Raw genomic sequence first — 17,213 nt, 5'->3', positions numbered from 1 at the left:
GGAGATCAAACAGGTCGACCCGACCTAAATCGTGATCTAGCCCAAGGCATCCGGACCCTCGATACGCTGCCAGGTCTCGTCAAGCTGGTTGCGAAACCAGGTCATCTGGCGCTTGGCATATTGCCGCGTCGCAGCCGCGCCGGCCTCGATCACCTGCTTTTCGCTCATCTCGCCTTTCAGCATCGCTGCGATCTGTGGGACGCCGATCGCCTTCATCACCGGCATCTCCGGAGGAAGGCGGAGCGCGAGAAGCGCGCGGACCTCCTCGACGGCGCCTCTCGCAAGCATCGTCTCGAAGCGCCGATCGATACGGCCATGAAGAACCGGCCGCTCCGGCAATACGACGATCTTCTGCGCTCGCGCCGGGTCGATGATCACCGGCCCACGGCTCTGCTGGTAAGATCCGATCGGCCTTCCCGTCGCCTCGATTATCTCCAGCGCGCGCACGATACGCTGCCCATCGCTGGGCCGCACGCGCCCCGCCGTCTCCGGATCGCGTACGGAAAGTTCACCGTGGAGCGCCTCGGCCCCCTCCTCCGTCAGTCGGGTGCGCAAGCGCTTGCGGGTTTCGAGCGGAATCTCGGGCATATCCGAAAGCCCTCCCGTCAGCGCTTTGAAATAGAGGCCCGTGCCGCCGACGAAGACCGGCAGCCGCCCTTCTTTCCCCAGCCGCGCCACGAGCGCTTCCGCTTCGCGGAGCCACACGCCGGTGGAATAGGCCCGGCCTGGCGGGATATGACCGTAAAGGAAATGCTCGACGCTACCCATCTCGCTTTGATCCGGCCGCGCTGTCAGGACTTTCAGCGTCCCGTAAACCTGCATGCTATCCGCATTGATCACGACGCCGCCGTGCCTTTGCGCGAGCTTCACCGCGAGCGCGGACTTGCCGCTGGCGGTCGGCCCGGTTATCAGGATCGCGTCGATGTCTCTCGCAAGGTTTTGCATCATGGCTCTCGTTGCCACGCTTATCGCTAATCCGTCAAATCCCGTTCTGACGCCGGCACGCGCGGAAGCGGCGGCGGAAAGCCTCGATGCATCCGGGCTCTATTGGCTCGCGGACGGTATTGCCTGCGACATCGTATTGAGGGATGGCGCCGAAGCCGGCGAAGCGGAAGCTCGGCTGCGCCAGGCGGTCGCCGGCGCCGCGATCGACGTCGCCGTGCAGGATGCCGAAAGCCGCCGCAAGCGATTTCTGATCGCCGACATGGACTCCACCATGATCGGACAGGAATGCATCGACGAGCTGGCCGCGGAAGTCGGCTTGAAGGAAAAGGTCGCGGCAATCACCGCGCGCGCCATGAACGGCGAGATCGCTTTCGAGCCGGCACTCGTCGAAAGAGTGGCGCTTCTCCAGGGCTTGCCCGTTACCGTCGTCGCGGAGGTCATAGCCACGCGTATCACATTGACGCCGGGTGGCCGCGAACTGATCGCCACCATGAAGGCGAGGGGACATTACAGCGCCCTCGTCTCCGGCGGCTTCACCGTGTTCACCGGCCCCATCGCAGAGAAGCTCGGATTCGACGAAAACCGTGCCAACATTCTCGTTGAGGAGAACGGCAAGCTGACCGGCGACGTTGCCCGGCCGATCCTCGGCAAGCAGGCCAAGGTCGACGCACTCATCGACATTTCGGAACGGCTCGGCATCACGCCGGCGGACGTCATCGCCGTCGGCGACGGTGCCAACGATCTCGGAATGTTGCAGCTTGCCGGCACTGGAGTGGCGCTCCACGCCAAGCCCGTGGTTGCCGAACAGGCGAAGATCCGCATCGACCATGGCGACCTCACCGCCCTGCTCTATCTCCAGGGATACCGCAGGACGGATTTCGTGACGTGATCATCCTCGAGACCGGGCGGCTCAGGCTCCGCGCCTGGATCGAGACCGATCGCGAACTCTTTGCCGAGATCAACAGCGATCCCGCGGTCATGGAGTTCTTCCCGTTCCGCCGCACCCGCGCGGAGGCCGACGCGCTTTTCGACCGCAACATCCGCAACATCCGCGAAACCGGCTTCGGCTTCTTCGCGCTCGCGCTCCGTGAGAACGACGCGCCGATCGGCTTCTGCGGACTTGCACGCACCGACCTCGAACCGCACCTGCCCGACGGCACCGTCGAGATCGGCTGGCGCCTGGCTGTCCGCCATTGGGGAAAGGGCTACGTGACGGAGGCAGCGCGGGCGCTTCTCGATTATGGATGCAGCGAGAGGAAGCTCGGGGAGATCGTTGCCATCGCCGTTCCGGCCAACACTCGCTCCACCGCCGTGATGACGCGGATCGGCATGCGTCCTGATTCCAAGCGCGACTTCGATCATTCCGGCGTCCCGGACACGCATCCCCATCTCAGACGCCACGTGCTTTACGCAACAACCGCGGAAGGATGGCGGCGGGATGGCTCGGCCGCGAAGCGGTAGCACCCCGTCGCCACGGCCGGGAGCGCGAGCTCTATTCCATCCGCACCGTCACGAAGCGCAGTTCGCCGCTCTTGTTCGCGATCATCAGCAAGGCGTTGCGGCGCCCGTCGGCCTTCAGTTCGGTGACGCGTGAGGTGACATCCTCCGGCGTTTCCATTGCTTCCTGACCGAGTTCGACGATCACCTCGCCCGGCTCCACCCGACGCTCGGCCGCGGGCGAATTGGGCTGTACCTCGGTGATCACGACGCCTTTGACGCTTTCGGCGATGCCGAAACTCTGGCGGCTGTCGGCGTCGAGCTCGGCAAGCTTCATTCCGAGCACCGTGTCGCTCGCAGGCAGTTGCGCGGCCGGCGGCTCGCCGGGCTTCGCCTCACCGCCATTCGGCAGCACTTCCCCCGGTTTCGCATTGGCGAGCTGCTCGCCATCCTCCAGCCGACCGAGCGTCACGCGAACGGTCTGTTCCTTGCCGTCGCGGATGATGACCACATCGACCGCCTTGCCGACCGGGCTCTCGCCGACAGTGCGCATGAGGTCGCGGATTTCCGCGATATCCGTTCCGTCGAAGCGGATGATGATGTCGCCCGGCTTGATCTCGCCCTTGGTGATCGGACCGCCTTCGATGATGCCCGAAACGAGCGCGCCGCGTGGCAGCTCCATCTTCAGGCTCTCGGCGATATCGTCCGTGACGGGCTGGATCCGTACACCGAGCCAGCCACGGCGGGTTTCGCCGAATTCCTTGAGTTGATTGACGACGTTCACCGCAAGCTCCGCCGGCACGGCAAAGCCGATACCGACCGACATGCCGGTCTGCGAAAGGATCGCCGTATTGATGCCGACGACCTCACCCTGCATGTTGAAGAGTGGACCGCCCGAATTGCCGCGGTTGATCGCCGCATCGGTCTGGATGAAACTGTCGTAGGGTCCGGCATTGATATTGCGACCGCGTGCGGAGACGACACCCACGGACACGGATACGCCAAGGCCGAACGGATTGCCGACGACCATCACCCAATCGCCGATCCTGATCTTTCGCGAGTCGCCGAAGGAGACGGCCTTGAGCGGCTTCTTCGGTTCGACCTTCAGGAGGGCGAGGTCGGTTTTCGTATCCATGCCGACAAGCTTCGCCTTCAGCTTCGATCCATCGGAGAAGTTGATCTCGATATCGTCGGCATCCTGGATGACGTGGTTGTTGGTGACTATGTAGCCGGCGGGATCGATGATGAAGCCCGAACCGAGCGAGTTGACCGTGCGCGGCCGGCCGCCCTCGCCGCCCTGTCCCCTGAAAAACTCGTCGAAGAACTCCTGATGCGGCGATCCTTCCGGCACCTGCGGCATCGGCGCATTGTCGTCGTCGCTCTTGACGTTCTGCGAAATCGATATGTTGACGACGGCGTCGAGCAGTCCCGCGGCGAGATCGGCAACGGACGGCGGGCCGGCCGGAGGCCGGGACGTGGCCGTCTGGGCCAGCGTCGCATTGGTGAATATGAGTGCCGTCGCGGCCGCCAGCACCAGGCCGCGGAAGAATTCGGGTCGTTTCGACAAGTCGCTAGGCTCCTATCATTTCCCTTACGTAACGCCGGTCCCCGGCCGTCCGGCAAGGATGATGCATGAACATCGTTCGGCTGCAACGAACTACAGCGCAGCGCGACCTGATCGAGACGCGCAACACGCGAACCTTCTCTTGAAGATACGGCGGAATTCCGAAGCGTCCAAACACGATTTCCTGATCCGGGCAGCGAACCGGCGGCGCCTCAGATGGTTATTTCGTGTCCGTGCTCCTTCAGAGCCTCCACGGCCTGCTCGAGATTGGACCCCGCGACGAAGACGTAGTCGGTGCTGAAGGTCGAATTGGCGAAGACGCCGACACCTGCCTCCGAAAGCGGCCGCAGCACCGACGACAGAACGCCGGGCACGTCGAAACTGAAGTGTTGCTCGATGCGGAAGCAGCGCCAGCCGAGCGAACTCTGCACGCTCGATGGAACACGGGCGGCGCGACAGACGAGCGTCATTTCCTCGCGGGAACTGGAAACCGTCCAGAACCCCGGACCCGGCAGCCACTCGGGAATCGCGGATCCGACGTTCAAACGGGTAATGGCATATTCGGCATCGACCAGCCGGATGAGCAATTTATGTGGCATTCGCATTATCCTCGAAGCAACCATACAAGCCCGACGCCGACGGCCACCGAAGTCAATCCGACCAATCGGAGCTGATGTTCAGGGACATACGGCAATCGCTTCGCCAGTTCCACCAAAACCAAAGGGGCCAGTGCGTACACCAGCCCCTCGATGATCAGGAAAAAAGCCAGACCGGTCAGAAAGTCGGACATCGTCCGCTCAATCTGCGGTGGTCGGCGCCGCCAGGCCCGGGCTCGGTGGCGTTTGGTCCGCACCGTCCGCACTGTTGAAATAACGGAAGAATTCCGAATGCGGCGACAGCACGATGGTTGTGTCCGGGCTGCCGATCGACTGCGCATAGGCAGCCATCGACCGGTAGAACTCGAAGAAGCCCGGATCGCGCTGGAATGCGTCGGCAAATATCTGGGTCCGCTCCGCTTCGCCCTCACCGCGCAGGATTTCCGAATCACGCTGCGCTTCGGCAACGATCTCGACCACTTGACGATCGGCGATCGCGCGGCGTCGCTGGCCTTCCTCGTTGCCTCGGGCACGGATCAGTTCGGCTTCGGCCAGACGTTCCGCCTTCATCCGGTCGTAGGTCTGCTGCGAAACTTCCTGCGTCAGGTCCGTACGGCGGATGCGCACGTCCTCGATATTGAGGCCAAGCGACTCGGCATCCGCGCTGAGGTCCGTCCGGACCTCACGCATCATCGATGCGCGCTCGTCGGAAAGCGCCGCCTCGAACCCCCTCAGACCGTAGACCCGGCGCAGCGACGCATCGAGGCGCGTCCTAAGCCGCGACTCCGCAGATTCCCGGTCTCCGGAAACCGTCTGTCGGAAGCGGCGGGGGTCGGCGATCTTGTAGACGACGAATGCATCCACTTCGTAGAATTTGCCGCCGGAGACCTGCACCCGGATATTGTCGAGATCGAAACGGAGTGCCTGGTCTTCGACATACTGGACGCGGTCGGCGTCCATGAAGCCGAATGGAAGCTTGAAATAGAGGCCCGGCTCGCTCTTCACCTCCCGGATCTGACCGAAGCGAACGACGATCGCCTGCTGGCGCTCGTTCACGACGAAGACCGAGGAATAGACGACGAACAGGACGGCGGCGAGGACGATCAGGATTATTGAACTGCGATTGTTGATCATTGGTTTCCTCCCGACTGAACGGGCCTGCCGATTTCGTTGAGCGGCAGATAGGGCAGCACGCCCTGGCCGTTCTTCTCGTCCAGAATGACCTTCTTGGACTTGCCGAGAACGCCTTGCAGCGTTTCGATGTAAAGCCGCTTGCGCGTGACCTCCGGGGCCTTGGAATATTCGTCGTAGACCGAGATGAAGCGCTGAGCCTCACCCTGAGCTTCCTTGACGACGCGGTCCTTGTAGGCGGCCGCCTCTTCGCGGATCTGGGCGCCCTGGCCGCGGGCCCTGCCGAGCACCTGGTTGGCGTACTGGTTCGCCTCCTCGACGAAGCGGTCTTCGTCCTGTTCGGCGCGCTGCACTTCGTCGAAGGCATCGGCCACTTCACGCGGCGGTGCGGCATCCTCGATCGCAACGGTATTCACCGATATGCCGGCGCCGTAAGAATCCATCGTCGCCTGGATCGTGTTCTTCACGTCCGCGGCGATCGCCTGGCGGTTGTCGCGGAAGATGTCCTGGGCCGGACGGCGGCCGACGACCTCGCGCATTGCGCTTTCGGCCACCTGCTGCAGCGTGTCGGCCGGGTTCTCGACATTGAAGAGATAGGCCTTCGGATCGGTAACCGAGAACAGCACCGAGAACTGCACGTTGACGATGTTCTGATCGCCGCTGAGCATCAGGCCGGCATTCGACTGGCCCGTGCGGCCGCCGATATTCTGCTGCTGCTCCGTCACCTTGACGATCTCGACGGTTTCGAGCGGCCAGAAATGATAGTGCAGGCCCGGCATGGAGATTTCTTCCTTCGGCTTGCCGAAGCGCATCTCGACGCCGCGTTCATCCGGCTGAACGGTATAGATGGAATTCAGCAGGACGAAGCCGAGGATCAACAGGCCGACGATCACGAAGATCCCGCCGTTGAAGCCTCCCGGAACCACGTTCTTCAACTGGTCCTGGCCGCGCCGGATGATCTCTTCCAGATCCGGCGGACCACCTCTCCCGCCGCGCGGCCGGTTGGGCCCCTGGCCCCATGGCCCCTGATTGCCGCCGCCGCCGCCCCACGGGCCGCCGCCGCCGCCATTCTGATTGCTCCAGGGCATCAAATCCTCACTTCCAAGAAACTCTGTCGCTGAACGCCCCGCAGGCATTGCGGCCGGTCACGATGTGAACCCGTTATAGGTATCATGTGCATTGCTTTCAACGCGATACGGCCGAGTTCACCGTAAATGCGTTAAAATTGTTCACCGCTGCGCCGCAGCGATAGGCAAGAGCATGGATAAGCGCCGAAGACCGCTCAGGCTCCGGCACCTTCCGGCGGCGGCGTGCGGCGGCGCCAGGTCACGAAATGCATTGCGTGACTGTCTTTCTCGCTGCGCGGAAGATCTTCCTCCATCACCTTCTCGAAAGTCGCCGGGTCGATAGAAGGGAAGCGTGTATCGCCATCCACCTCCGCCTGCACTTCGGTCACGTGCAGCACATCGGCCCTGCCGATCGACTGACGGTAGATCTCGCCGCCGCCAATGATGCAAATCTCGTCGGCCCCGACCGCGGCCGCCCGCTCCCGCGCGATCGTGAGCGCCGTTTCCAGCGACGGCGCCACCTCCGCGCCGGGAGCCTCGAAATCGGGGTTGCGGCTGATGACGATGTTCGGCCTGCCGAGCAAGGGCCGCCCGAGCGAGGCCCAGGTCTTCCGTCCCATGACGACCGGCTTGCCGATCGTCAGCGCCTTGAAGCGCTTGAGATCGGTCGAAAGCCGCCAGGGCAGATCGCCCTCGCGGCCGATTATTCCATTCGCCGCGACAGCGACGACGAAAACGATCTTCGGTCGGGTCGTCATCTTCTGCTCCGCCTAGTCATGAAAACCACTCGGCTTGCTGTCGATTTCACGCGCGCGAACCAACGCCGCCCGGTCCGTGACGACGCGAATATAGCGATCTATCACGTCGCTTTCCGGCAGGATCTTGCGCATCCACTGCAATGCGCTTGCAAGCAACAGATCGGCGGCGCTCATCGATTCGCCAAGGAGATAGGTGTGCCGCGTAAGCGCGTCGATCACATGCGCACACATTTCGGTGTAAAGCCTCGCGAGCCCCGGATTGTTCACCGTCACTCCGGATATATGAGCGAGAGCGGTCGGCTCGATGACACCGGCATAGTAGGCGAGCCACGACAGATAGGCGCCGCGCTCGGGATGCCCCGGCGGCCGGCTCAGGCTGCAATCGGGATAGAGATCCGTCAGATATTGCACGACCGCGACCGACTCCCAGATCAATGTCCCGTCGTGGAGGAGTGCCGGCACCTGCTTGTGCGGATGCGGATTGTTCTCGTCCGGGCCGCCCGATCCGTCCCAACGGCGGATATCGACATAGCGGATCTCGTATTCGGCACCGAGCTCTTCGAGCAGCCAGATGATGCGCGAGGAGCGCGACAAAGGCGCGTGGATCAGCGTCAGCATGGAAACCTCCCATTGGAGCACCACCGGGAACGCGAGAACCGGCTTTCACCGAGTGCTTTAGCTAGACCGCGACCGGCGCCTTGATATGTGAATCGGCTTCGTAGCCGACAAGCTCAAAGTCTTCGAATCTAAACGAAAATATATCCTTCACCGCCGGATTTATTTCCATTTTGGGCAGCGGCTTCGGCGTTCTCGTCAGCTGCAGCTGCGCCTGTTCGAAGTGGTTGCGGTAGATATGCGCGTCACCAAGCGTATGAACGAAATCGCCGGCTTCGAGCCCCGTCACCTGCGCCACCATCATCGTCAGCAGAGCGTAGGAAGCGATATTGAAGGGTACGCCGAGAAAGATATCGGCCGAGCGCTGGTAGAGCTGGCAGGAGAGCTTCCCGTCCGCCACGTAGAACTGGAACAGACAGTGGCATGGCGGCAGCGCCATTTCGTCCACAAGCGCCGGGTTCCAGGCCGAAACGATGTGGCGGCGGGAATTCGGATTGGTCTTCAGGCCTTCGACCAGCGCCGCGATCTGGTCGATATGTCGGCCATCGGGCGTCGGCCAGGAGCGCCATTGATAGCCGTAGACCGGTCCGAGCTCGCCGTTTTCGTCCGCCCATTCGTCCCAGATGCTCACCCCGTTGTCCTTGAGATAGGCGACGTTCGTGTCGCCCCTGAGGAACCACAGAAGCTCGTGAATGATCGAACGCAGATGCAGCTTCTTGGTGGTCAGCACCGGGAAACCCTGCGACAGGTCGAAGCGCATCTGGTAGCCGAAAACCGAGCGCGTGCCCGTACCCGTACGGTCGCCCCGGTCGGTTCCCGTTGTGATCACATGTTCGAGGAGATCGAGATATTGTCGCATGCTTTTCCGCCGACGATTCGTTCGTAGCTGCGAAAATAGAACGAACCGCCGCGCGAACCAATGGTGGAAAGGCGTTTTCCCGCGCTTCGAATCGCCATGCCGTCCTTGGGTCGGGCCAACCCGCCCAAGATCTCCGGTAACGCGCCCGCCGGTTCATTTCGACGGGCGTCGGTTTGCGGCGTGGTCCTGATACTGCTCGTCCCTTACCGCCCTCTCGTCGAGGCCGCGCGAGTCGGAATGCTGCGCCTTGTCCCTGTTCGACAGAACGTCGTTTTCGCCGAGGACGCCTTCCTTCAGCTCGGTTTGCGCACCGCTACCGTCGCCCTTGCCCTTGTCGGGCTTTCCCATGTTCTTCTTGCTGGCGTGAGCCATCGCAGTCTCCTTTCATCGATTTTCGGAAATGCCGGCCGCCGGCCGAGCTTCGTCAGTCGCCGGCGCCCTTGTGATGCCTGCTCTCCTGATTCTTCCCGCGCAGAATGCTGCGATCGTCCGCCTCGCGGGCATCGCCATGCTCGGTGCTCAAGTCCTGCCCTTTCCGTTGCGCCTTTCTCAAGGCGTCGGAACGGTGCAGATCCGCTTCGGCATTGAAGTCCTTGTCCGCGTTCGACGTGTTCTCGCGGCCCTGCAGCACGCGCTTCTGCTGCTCTTGCGTCTTTCTGCCGACCATTGCCTTGCTCCTATTTGTTGGTGCGACCGCGCTGGTCCGGGTTCGCGCCGCCCTGCGCGGTCGTGTCGTTCGCGACATCTCCTTCGATGGTGTTGCCGCGTTTCAGGGCTTCGTAGTCCGACGGTCCGCGAACGCCCTTCGTGCGTCCGATCCCAGGATCCTGCTTCAGGTCCTTGTCGCTTGGGCGGCGTGTCTTCGGATGTTTGGACGATGTCATCGGCCTTCCTCCTGCTCTGCGACTTGTTCCGGGGCGCCCCTGGTTCACTCCCTCGTTTAACCGCACTGAACCGCGAATGTTCCGCCATCGCGATCCTGTTCGGCAGCACGAGGCGGAGCAGTATTTGTCGGCAGCGGCGAAACAATCGCGGCGGATGGCTGTTAGGCCAATCGACAGCGCCGCGTTCTTCGCGGGACGCGAAATTCTGCATGTTCGTGCCTGAACAGGCTCCACCAGAGAGACATGCGGTCGCGCTTCAGCCAACAACAGCAAGGGAGGTGACGATGAGCGCCACAGGTCTCGACGTCTTCGAGAAGACACTGCAGACGACGCATATTTGGCTCGGCGAAATCATGGAACAACACGGACCCGACCGGAAAGTCGCCTGGCACATCCTGACAGTTGTGCTGCGGGTCCTGCGGGACCGGCTTCCTCCGGAAATCGCGGCCCATCTCGGCGCGGAGCTTCCGCTGATCGTGAGAGGCGCCTATTACGATCAATACCGGCCGAACCACCCGCCGGACAAGGGCACCCGTTCGCTCGACGAATTTCTCGCCCGGATCGCCGAAGGAATGAAGGATACGCGTCCGGTCGATCCCGCCGACGCGGCGAGGAGCGTATTTCGGGTCCTGGCACGGCATGTCGACCTTGGCCAGACTGCAAAGGTACGCGACACCTTGCCCAAGGAAATCCAGTCGCTGTGGCCCGACAGCGTCGGCGCGCGCGAATAGCCGAAAACAGGGGGCGAATAAAAGACGATCGGCGCCGGGTCACGGCGCCGCCGAGGCAGCTTTGCGCCCGGCCGGCTCGTCGCCGACCGGAAAGCGCATTGCCAACCAGCCTCGTTCAGAGCGTCTGGAGCTTGCCCAGATTCTTGGCGACCAGATAGTAGAAGGTCACACGCGACTTGCTGCGATCATCCGCCATCGCTTTGGCCGTGGCGGCAATAGCGGCATCTGCATCTGACCCGCCGACGCCGAGTTTCTTCTCGCACCATTTTTCCCTGACGCGCTCCAGTTCCTTTGGATCCGAGGCCGAAACGAGGGCGGAATCCTTATTGCGAAGGGCGATACCGAGATGGCGCACGATCTTGTTGACAACTGCTTCGTCGGCGCTGCTGTCATACTTCTGCACGTCCGCAAGATAATCAGTCATGAAGCCTCCACTTTGCACTTGCTCTCAAAAGCTGCCGCCCTTCTCGCGAACCGCGTGCAGCAGGCGGAGTTTTTCACGCCGCTCGTGTAAGTCAAGCATTTCGTGCGGAGTTGGCGAGACCGACATAAATCCGTCATTTCCCTCGAGAAGCCCTTTTCTTGGGCGTCGGAAAGACCTATATGACGAGTGCCGTCTTCGGGCGGCTATGGCAATAAACGGGCGATGCAATAAACCCATTGGACCCGGGGGCGGTACCCGGCGCCTCCACCAAAAACCGGCCTGTGCAGACCGGCTTTTGATGGGGGCGAAATAGGATCGACAAGGGCGTAAAGATCGACTTTTTGCTCGGCATTGTACCACCGTTATCGGGCTAAACTTATAGTTGCAAACGACAACTATGCTGAAGCACGTCTCGCTGCCTAACGGCGGTGCGACACTTCAAATCAAGTCCTTCCGGGTAGCACCGTAAGGCGGGGTCCGAAGGCACCTGGCAACAGAAGCCTTCACCTTCTCCCCCGTCGTGAAATGGTCTATAGATGCCTCAATAATTGACTCGTCATAAACAGACGGGCAATGAAGGAGCAGGCCACGGCGCCGACATAGTCAAGGCGCAGGTTTGGCCGTAGCACCTTGAATCGCTGCATGATTTCCTGAATGGAGTTCCGGTCGTAGGAATCATGCATCAAGTGACTTGAAGAGAACGGGGACCAAATGGGCCAGGACCATATTCGCTACGACATTCTGGCGCAGGACGCGCTTCGCGGCGTCATTCGCAAGGTGTTGGCCGAAGTTTCCGCCACGGGCCATCTGCCCGGCGATCACCACTTCTTCATTACGTTCCTGACCGGTGCGCCCGGTGTCCGGATCTCGCAACATCTCAAGGCCAAGTATCCGGAACAGATGACGATCGTCGTCCAGCACCAGTTCTGGGATCTGAAGGTTACCGAGACCGGCTTCGAAATCGGCCTTTCGTTCTCGGACACACCGGAAAAGCTTGTGATCCCGTACAATGCGATTCGCGGCTTCTATGATCCCTCGGTCAACTTCGAACTGGAGTTCGACGTGGCGGCCGGCGAGGAGGAAGCAGCCGATTCGGCGGAAATAACCGCTTATCCCCTCGACGAAGCCACCGAAACCGCAACTGACGACAGCACGGAAAAGCCTGACGGCCCGAAGGGCGGCGGCGCTTCCGTCGTCTCGCTCGATTCCTTCCGCAAGAAAAACTGACGACGCCAGGAGGCGCGGACCATGGCCGGCGACGTGATCAATCTGCGTCAGTTCCGCAAACGCCAGGCTCGGACTGAACAGGAAAAGCAGGCCGAGCAGAATCGCGTCACCTTCGGCCGCAGCAAGGCCGAGAAAACCCTGACCAAGGCCTTGAACGAAAAGGCAGCAAAGAAGCTTGATCAGGGCAGGCTCGATCAAGCAGGCGGCGAGACTTCAGTCAACCGGGAGAAGCCGTGACGACCGCCGCCGCAAAAGCGATTCCCACTCAAGGACTTGCGGCAGTTTCCCGAATCGAATTGGCAGCCGCTTGAATCCGCTTATGAGTAAGGGGAAGGTCGTCAAGCATTCGGCCACGTTGCACGGACACCGCACCAGCTTCACTCTCGAAGAACCCTTCTGGCTGGAATTGAAATCGATCGCCAGGGACCGCGACATGCCGCTCGCGCGGCTCATCGCCGAGATCGACGACGGTCGCGGCCAGGATGGAAATCTGTCGTCGGCCTTACGGGTCTATGTACTCGCCTGGGTCAAGGCACGCGCCGATGCGAAAGGCGGGGCATAGCTCTCTGCAGGCCGTTGGATCGTCGGCGACTTCTGCATGTTTCCTTTAATCGTATCCGATTAAAGGACAAAAACATGCAGCAGATCAAGTGCTACAGCGACCTTTGCGCGTCTGATAAGACGCGCGGCGCTGTAGAGAGGGCGGCATATCCCTTCTCCCCGCCTGCGGCTTCGGCATGCACATATCTCTTGTTGTCCAGCCCTTCGCGGACTTACTCCGGAGTGGCGGCATCTGTATTTCCAGCAGTGGCGAGGCTTGCGGTTGGGTCCTTGGGATCAAACCCATATGCGCTAACATTGGCATTAGCGGTCACCCGCCCCTCATCCGCCTGCCGGCACCTTCTCCCCGCAGGCGGGGAGAAGGGACAAGCGGCGCCGACTGAACCCCGCATTCACCGTCCGCCCGAGGGAGCGAGCGGGCGCGGCATATCCCTTCTCCCCGCCTGCGGGGAGAAGGTGGCGGCAGCCGGTTGAGGGGCAACCCCGACCGAGCGCGGTTGAGCCGGTTGGGTTCCCGAGGGATCCCTTTCATGAGCAGTATCCGCCGCACCGGCGCGCAAGAGATATGTGCATGCCGTAGCCGCCTGCGGGGAGAAGGTCGCGGCAGCGGGATGAGGGGCGGGTGCCGCACACTGCTCTGCTACTGCACAGTAATGTCGGGAAGCATATCGAAATTCAGGCCATGACCTGCCGGCGGGCCCGCATTCTGCCCCTGTCGGGTGCCGCCATCCTCCGGCGGAGTGACGGGCGCCTGCTGGCGACCGATGCTGCGCGGCGACAGCTGCCGCATTCTCAGCCGCTCCTCCTCCTCCGCGCGGCGTTCGGCGGCGGCTCGTGCTTCCGCCTCCGCCCGCATCCGCGCCGCTTCCGCCGCCGCTGCCTGACGGCGGCGCTCTTCGGCGATCGTCCGCAATCGCTGCTGCTCACGCTCCGCCGCGCGCGCCCGATAAAGCGAGACCTCGCGGCGCAAACGTTGCTTTTCGAGCACATTCGCCTGTAGTGTCTCGACACGCCTGCGCTCACGCTCGAAGGCTCTGAGCGACAGGAAGTTCGAAAGCTCCGTGACGTCGACCGTCACACCGGGCGATGCAAGCAGCCCGGCATAGCCGAACCGGACGCGCGGCTCTGCTCCCGCAAGCGCCTCCTCGCCCGGACGGAACGTCAGTTCGATCGCTCCGTTCATTCGCCCTGCCGGCAAGTCGAAAGCGGCCTCCCCGCTGAAGGCGGCGTTGCCATCGCCCGCGGTGACGTTCTGCGCCCTGACGGTTCCGCCTGCGATGCCGAAGGGCACCTTCACAGCGCCGACGACCGACTGGCCGGTGAAGAGCAGGTTCTCTGCAGCCTTGCGGATCGCATCGGGCGAGATATCAGTCTTCATGGCGTCCGCGGCCGCCATCAGTTGCGGCAGCGCCGCCGTATTGATGCCGTTGAGGGTAAGCCCGTTGAAGCTCGCCGTTCCCGATCCGCTGAGCGAATGCACCATTGCCTGCGGCGTTGCGCCCGCAGCCTCCATCGCCACCGCAAGATCGAAGCGGCCGGTCGCCACCGGGCCAGTCGCCCGCACCCAACCCGTTTCGGCAATGTCGGCACCCGTGAGATCGAACTTCGAGCGCAGGTAGCCGGAGCCATTGGTATTGCCGAATTGCAGCCGCCCCGCGAGCTTGCCCCCCAGCCAGTCTCCCGTCGCGTCGCTGAGTGCGAGTTCATCGCCCTTCCATTGCAGCTTCCCGGCAAAGCCGGTCACCGGGCCGTAGACGCCTGGCCAGAATCGCTTCGCACTTACGTTGAGCGCCACATCGAGTCCGGTCCATGCCGGTTTTACGACCGGTGCCAGCGCCAGTCCCCCGGTACTTGTGTCGTGGACCTGCCCTAGAACGCCTTCGCCGAGCCAGGCGAGATCGAGGGCGTCGATCGCAAGCTCCCCTTCGGCCTTGCCAGGGACCTTGCGGTCGATCGAAAGCGCGCCGGCAAAGCCATTCTGGTCGGCTTTGCCCTCTATTGCGTTGATCGAGATTTTTTCGGGGTCGGTTGCAAACTCAGCCGAGGCCGTCACCGGCAAACCGCTGCCCATTTGGGGCAGCCCGATGCCCTGCAACAGCAGATAGGGCTCCAGGTCCTCGGATTTCAGCGTGAGCTTCCCCTGTCCTTCGAGATAGTGCGCGCGCGCAAGATCGAAGACACCGTTCGCCGCAAGCGACGTCCGCTCGGTGGTGAAGGTCAGCGAGCCATTGGCCTTCGAGCCGTCCGTGCTCTGCAGCTTTATGGCAAGAATGCCGTTTGCGTCCGCTTCGAAGGGCAGCGGGTCCAATCCGGCCTGCCCCAGGAGAACGGATGTCTGCGGATTCTCGAGCGTCGCCTCCAGCAGCATGCCCTGGCCGGCGAGCGCCTGGGCGAGATCGGGCGCCTGATAGCTGGCGGCTATCTTGCCTCCGTTGGCGGTCCCGATCACGCCGAAGGTGAAGGGCGCGTTACCCTCCTTGTTGCCGGCCGTCAGTGTTACATCGAAAGCAGCGTCGGAGTAATAGGGTCCGGCCTCGATCAGCCGTGCGAGCGCCGGATGGGCCGCGCTATGCCGTCCGATCATTTCGAGGAAGGGCGTAAGCTCCTGCGCGGCGAGTTTCATCTTCGCCGACACGACCGGTTTTTCAAGCCCGCCGCTCATGCGGCCGGAGAAGGCAAGCTGTGCGCCGGAAAGAGCGCCGATCGCCACGCGCTCCGCCTGCAGTTGGCCGTTCTTGAAGGTGAGCACCGCCTGGACGTCATGCGCTTCCTCACCGAAAGCGGAGAATGTCTCGGCGGAAAGATCGGCAGCGATGGCGTGCTGCAGCAACGTCCCGGTGGAGGCGTCGCCCGCGACAAGGCCGGCAAGGGCCTGAAGCGCCTCCAGATCTATGCGGTTGCCTTTCAACTGCAACGACAGCGCGGGCGGCTGCTCGGCGAAGGACTGGCGCTCGATCCTGCCGCGCAACGTGGCCGGACCTGCCGCCACTTCAAGGTTTTCAAACTGCTGCAGAGTGTCGGTCAGATTGACCGTCGCCGAAAACCCGGCCGTTTTCAGCGTGCGTATCGCCGGATCGACCGATCCCGCCAGCCAATTGGCAAATCCCGATGGCTGGTTCGAGGCGATGACGAGGTCCCCGCGAAAGGAGCGCTGCTCCTTGAGGTTCAGCCGGCCCTTGGCTTCCAATTGCGTGCGGCCGGGCAGGAGTGCGACCGCATTGTCGACGATCCAGCCGGCGCCGTCGGGCCGGACGTCAAGGCGGACGTCGCGCACCGTCGTGTCGCCGATCACGATCGCCGGAAGTTTCAGACTGGCCCGTCCCGGCACCTGCGGAATAGGGATATCGGCGGCGATCGCCAGCATTGCGTCGATCCGCTGGCGGAGCGAAATGGCCGGGTCGCGCCCGGTCTTGCCGCTGCTGCCGGAATTGCCGATGCGGCTGACATCGATCTGCTGGCCGTCGGCGATCAGCAGGAATCTCTGGTCCTTGCCGGTGTCGAGCGTTGCCTCGCCGGTGACGATATAGGGATCGTCGGGCGGCCCGATCTCGAAGTGGTATTCCGGTACGCGGATGCTTTCGTTGGTGAGTTGGAACTCGCCGTTGATGCGAAGGGCGCCGTCCGCCTTGACCTCGCTGGCGGGCCGGTTCTCCGTGAGCGTGAAGCGCCCGGCATAAACCGGTCTGAAATCGACGATCTTCAGATCGCCGTCGAGCTCCACGCCGAAGGGCCGTTCGTCCGGCACCAGCCGCGCCCGCAGGCTCAAGGCGCCCGTTTCGTCGACGGTGTTGCTCGACAATGAGAAGCTTCCCGCCTCCCCGTCGAGCGTCGCACGGCCCTCGACCCTCCAAGGTCCGGCGAGCGTGCGGGCCGAGAGGTCGGCGGAGAGGTCACTGACCCGGCGCGTGCGCCCCGTCTGCTCATCCACAAACTCGATCTCGCCGTCGGCGATCTCCACCTTCTCCAGGATGACCGTATGGGCGGGGATCGCGGCGCGCGACCCGCGTGCCCAATCCAGCGTGCCATCGGGCTGGAGCCGGAGCCGCGCCTTCGGCCGGTCGAGCCGCATGTCGAATATCAGCGCCTCGCCGCTCAGGAAGGGAGCAAGCTCCGCGCTCATTGAAAACTGCGCGACCTGAATCAGCGGTGCGCCGCCGTCGCTCGCTCCGACGCGGACGTCGTTGAGCGTGACCGTGGGAAAGGGAATGAGACGCGCATCGACGCTGCCGTGGACCACCACGGGCTTGCCCATGATGCGGCTTGCCTCCCGCTCGAAATCGTTACGGAAGCTGGTCCAGTCGATAAACAGGGGTGCGATCAGCGCGGCAAAGAGCGCGACAACCAACAGTCCTCCGAGGGTAACCAGAATTCGCGCCAGCACCGTGTCACATTCCCGTCAGTTCGTTCGCCCCCT

At 62.8% G+C, this 17,213-nt stretch carries 20 protein-coding genes and 1 other RNA gene; 7 read left to right on the top strand and 14 right to left on the bottom strand.

All coding sequences use genetic code 11. From position 1 onward, the window contains the following. Positions 1 to 36 precede the first annotated feature (36 nt). Positions 37 to 948: a tRNA (adenosine(37)-N6)-dimethylallyltransferase MiaA gene (gene miaA, locus M1D34_RS04515; RefSeq protein ID WP_498780877.1), complete on the bottom strand. Its 912-nt coding sequence runs from the start codon at positions 946 to 948 to the stop codon at positions 37 to 39. Between miaA and serB the strand changes: the two genes are divergently transcribed. Further along, positions 947 to 1,834, top strand: a complete 888-nt coding sequence (gene serB, locus M1D34_RS04510) for a phosphoserine phosphatase SerB (protein WP_498780875.1) — start codon at positions 947 to 949, stop codon at positions 1,832 to 1,834. The two genes, miaA and serB, sit on opposite strands and share 2 nt — an antisense overlap. After that, positions 1,831 to 2,406 (top strand): GNAT family N-acetyltransferase, encoded by a 576-nt coding sequence (locus M1D34_RS04505; protein ID WP_498780873.1) that lies wholly within the window; start codon positions 1,831 to 1,833, stop codon positions 2,404 to 2,406. The genes serB and M1D34_RS04505 overlap by 4 nt, the downstream gene beginning before the upstream one ends. Positions 2,407 to 2,437: 31 nt before the next feature. Here M1D34_RS04505 and M1D34_RS04500 read toward each other — a convergent pair whose 3' ends face one another. The 11 genes from M1D34_RS04500 to M1D34_RS04450 form a co-directional block, all read right to left on the bottom strand. After that, positions 2,438 to 3,949, bottom strand: coding sequence for a Do family serine endopeptidase (locus tag M1D34_RS04500; RefSeq protein ID WP_498780871.1), 1,512 nt, complete (start codon positions 3,947 to 3,949; stop codon positions 2,438 to 2,440). 209 nt (positions 3,950 to 4,158) lie between these two features. Further along, a complete protein-coding gene (locus M1D34_RS04495) occupies positions 4,159 to 4,545 on the bottom strand; it encodes an ACT domain-containing protein (protein ID WP_003534920.1) in 387 nt (128 codons plus the stop codon). Between the two features lie 5 nt (positions 4,546 to 4,550). Beyond that, positions 4,551 to 4,736: a DUF2065 domain-containing protein gene (locus M1D34_RS04490; RefSeq protein ID WP_498780869.1), complete on the bottom strand. Its 186-nt coding sequence runs from the start codon at positions 4,734 to 4,736 to the stop codon at positions 4,551 to 4,553. 7 nt (positions 4,737 to 4,743) lie between these two features. Then, positions 4,744 to 5,676 carry a protease modulator HflC gene (hflC, locus tag M1D34_RS04485; RefSeq protein WP_003534924.1) on the bottom strand — a complete coding sequence of 311 codons (933 nt, stop codon included), beginning with the start codon at positions 5,674 to 5,676 and terminating at the stop codon, positions 4,744 to 4,746. Next, the gene (gene hflK / locus M1D34_RS04480) at positions 5,673 to 6,761 is read right to left on the bottom strand and encodes an FtsH protease activity modulator HflK (protein ID WP_003534926.1); all 1,089 of its coding nucleotides are present in this window, start codon (positions 6,759 to 6,761) and stop codon (positions 5,673 to 5,675) included. The genes hflC and hflK overlap by 4 nt, the downstream gene beginning before the upstream one ends. Positions 6,762 to 6,955: 194 nt before the next feature. Continuing rightward, positions 6,956 to 7,498, bottom strand: a complete 543-nt coding sequence (locus tag M1D34_RS04475) for a dihydrofolate reductase (protein ID WP_498780866.1) — start codon at positions 7,496 to 7,498, stop codon at positions 6,956 to 6,958. A 12-nt stretch (positions 7,499 to 7,510) separates the two neighbouring features. Next, entirely contained in the window at positions 7,511 to 8,116 is a 606-nt protein-coding gene (locus tag M1D34_RS04470) for a glutathione S-transferase (RefSeq protein WP_027992359.1), read from the bottom strand. Positions 8,117 to 8,177: 61 nt separating this feature from the next. Further along, positions 8,178 to 8,972 (bottom strand): thymidylate synthase, encoded by a 795-nt coding sequence (locus M1D34_RS04465; protein ID WP_010969714.1) that lies wholly within the window; start codon positions 8,970 to 8,972, stop codon positions 8,178 to 8,180. A gap of 153 nt (positions 8,973 to 9,125) precedes the next feature. Continuing rightward, positions 9,126 to 9,344 (bottom strand): hypothetical protein, encoded by a 219-nt coding sequence (locus M1D34_RS04460; protein ID WP_498780863.1) that lies wholly within the window; start codon positions 9,342 to 9,344, stop codon positions 9,126 to 9,128. Positions 9,345 to 9,396: 52 nt separating this feature from the next. Next, positions 9,397 to 9,639 carry a hypothetical protein gene (locus M1D34_RS04455; protein ID WP_010969715.1) on the bottom strand — a complete coding sequence of 81 codons (243 nt, stop codon included), beginning with the start codon at positions 9,637 to 9,639 and terminating at the stop codon, positions 9,397 to 9,399. A gap of 10 nt (positions 9,640 to 9,649) precedes the next feature. Continuing rightward, on the bottom strand, positions 9,650 to 9,856 hold the full coding sequence (locus M1D34_RS04450; protein WP_127540387.1) for a hypothetical protein: 207 nt from the start codon (positions 9,854 to 9,856) through the stop codon (positions 9,650 to 9,652). A 284-nt stretch (positions 9,857 to 10,140) separates the two neighbouring features. Here M1D34_RS04450 and M1D34_RS04445 point away from each other — a divergent pair, with 284 nt between their 5' ends. Next, positions 10,141 to 10,587 (top strand): DUF2267 domain-containing protein, encoded by a 447-nt coding sequence (locus M1D34_RS04445; protein ID WP_003534938.1) that lies wholly within the window; start codon positions 10,141 to 10,143, stop codon positions 10,585 to 10,587. 115 nt (positions 10,588 to 10,702) lie between these two features. Here the strand turns inward: M1D34_RS04445 and M1D34_RS04440 are convergent, their stop codons facing one another. After that, the gene (locus M1D34_RS04440) at positions 10,703 to 11,011 is read right to left on the bottom strand and encodes a DUF2853 family protein (protein ID WP_003534939.1); all 309 of its coding nucleotides are present in this window, start codon (positions 11,009 to 11,011) and stop codon (positions 10,703 to 10,705) included. 149 nt (positions 11,012 to 11,160) lie between these two features. On the opposite strand from M1D34_RS04440, the gene ssrA reads away from it, so the two are divergent. The 4 genes from ssrA to M1D34_RS04420 all read left to right on the top strand — a co-directional run bounded on the left by ssrA (position 11,161) and on the right by M1D34_RS04420 (position 12,800). After that, positions 11,161 to 11,519, top strand: a transfer-messenger RNA (tmRNA) gene (gene ssrA, locus M1D34_RS04435). A gap of 203 nt (positions 11,520 to 11,722) precedes the next feature. Then, a complete protein-coding gene (locus M1D34_RS04430; RefSeq protein WP_003534941.1) occupies positions 11,723 to 12,238 on the top strand; it encodes an SspB family protein in 516 nt (171 codons plus the stop codon). Between the two features lie 21 nt (positions 12,239 to 12,259). After that, on the top strand, positions 12,260 to 12,475 hold the full coding sequence (locus M1D34_RS04425; RefSeq protein WP_498780859.1) for a DUF4169 family protein: 216 nt from the start codon (positions 12,260 to 12,262) through the stop codon (positions 12,473 to 12,475). Positions 12,476 to 12,557: 82 nt separating this feature from the next. Then, complete coding sequence (locus tag M1D34_RS04420) at positions 12,558 to 12,800, top strand: ribbon-helix-helix domain-containing protein (RefSeq protein WP_010969718.1); 243 nt, start codon at positions 12,558 to 12,560, stop codon at positions 12,798 to 12,800. Positions 12,801 to 13,439: 639 nt separating this feature from the next. Here M1D34_RS04420 and M1D34_RS04415 read toward each other — a convergent pair. Continuing rightward, positions 13,440 to 17,144: an AsmA family protein gene (locus M1D34_RS04415; RefSeq protein ID WP_498780856.1), complete on the bottom strand. Its 3,705-nt coding sequence runs from the start codon at positions 17,142 to 17,144 to the stop codon at positions 13,440 to 13,442. Positions 17,145 to 17,213: the final 69 nt, after the last annotated feature.

It is taken from the genome of Ensifer sp. D2-11 (genome assembly GCF_054161295.1).
This window is presented reverse-complemented; position numbering and strand designations above follow the sequence as displayed.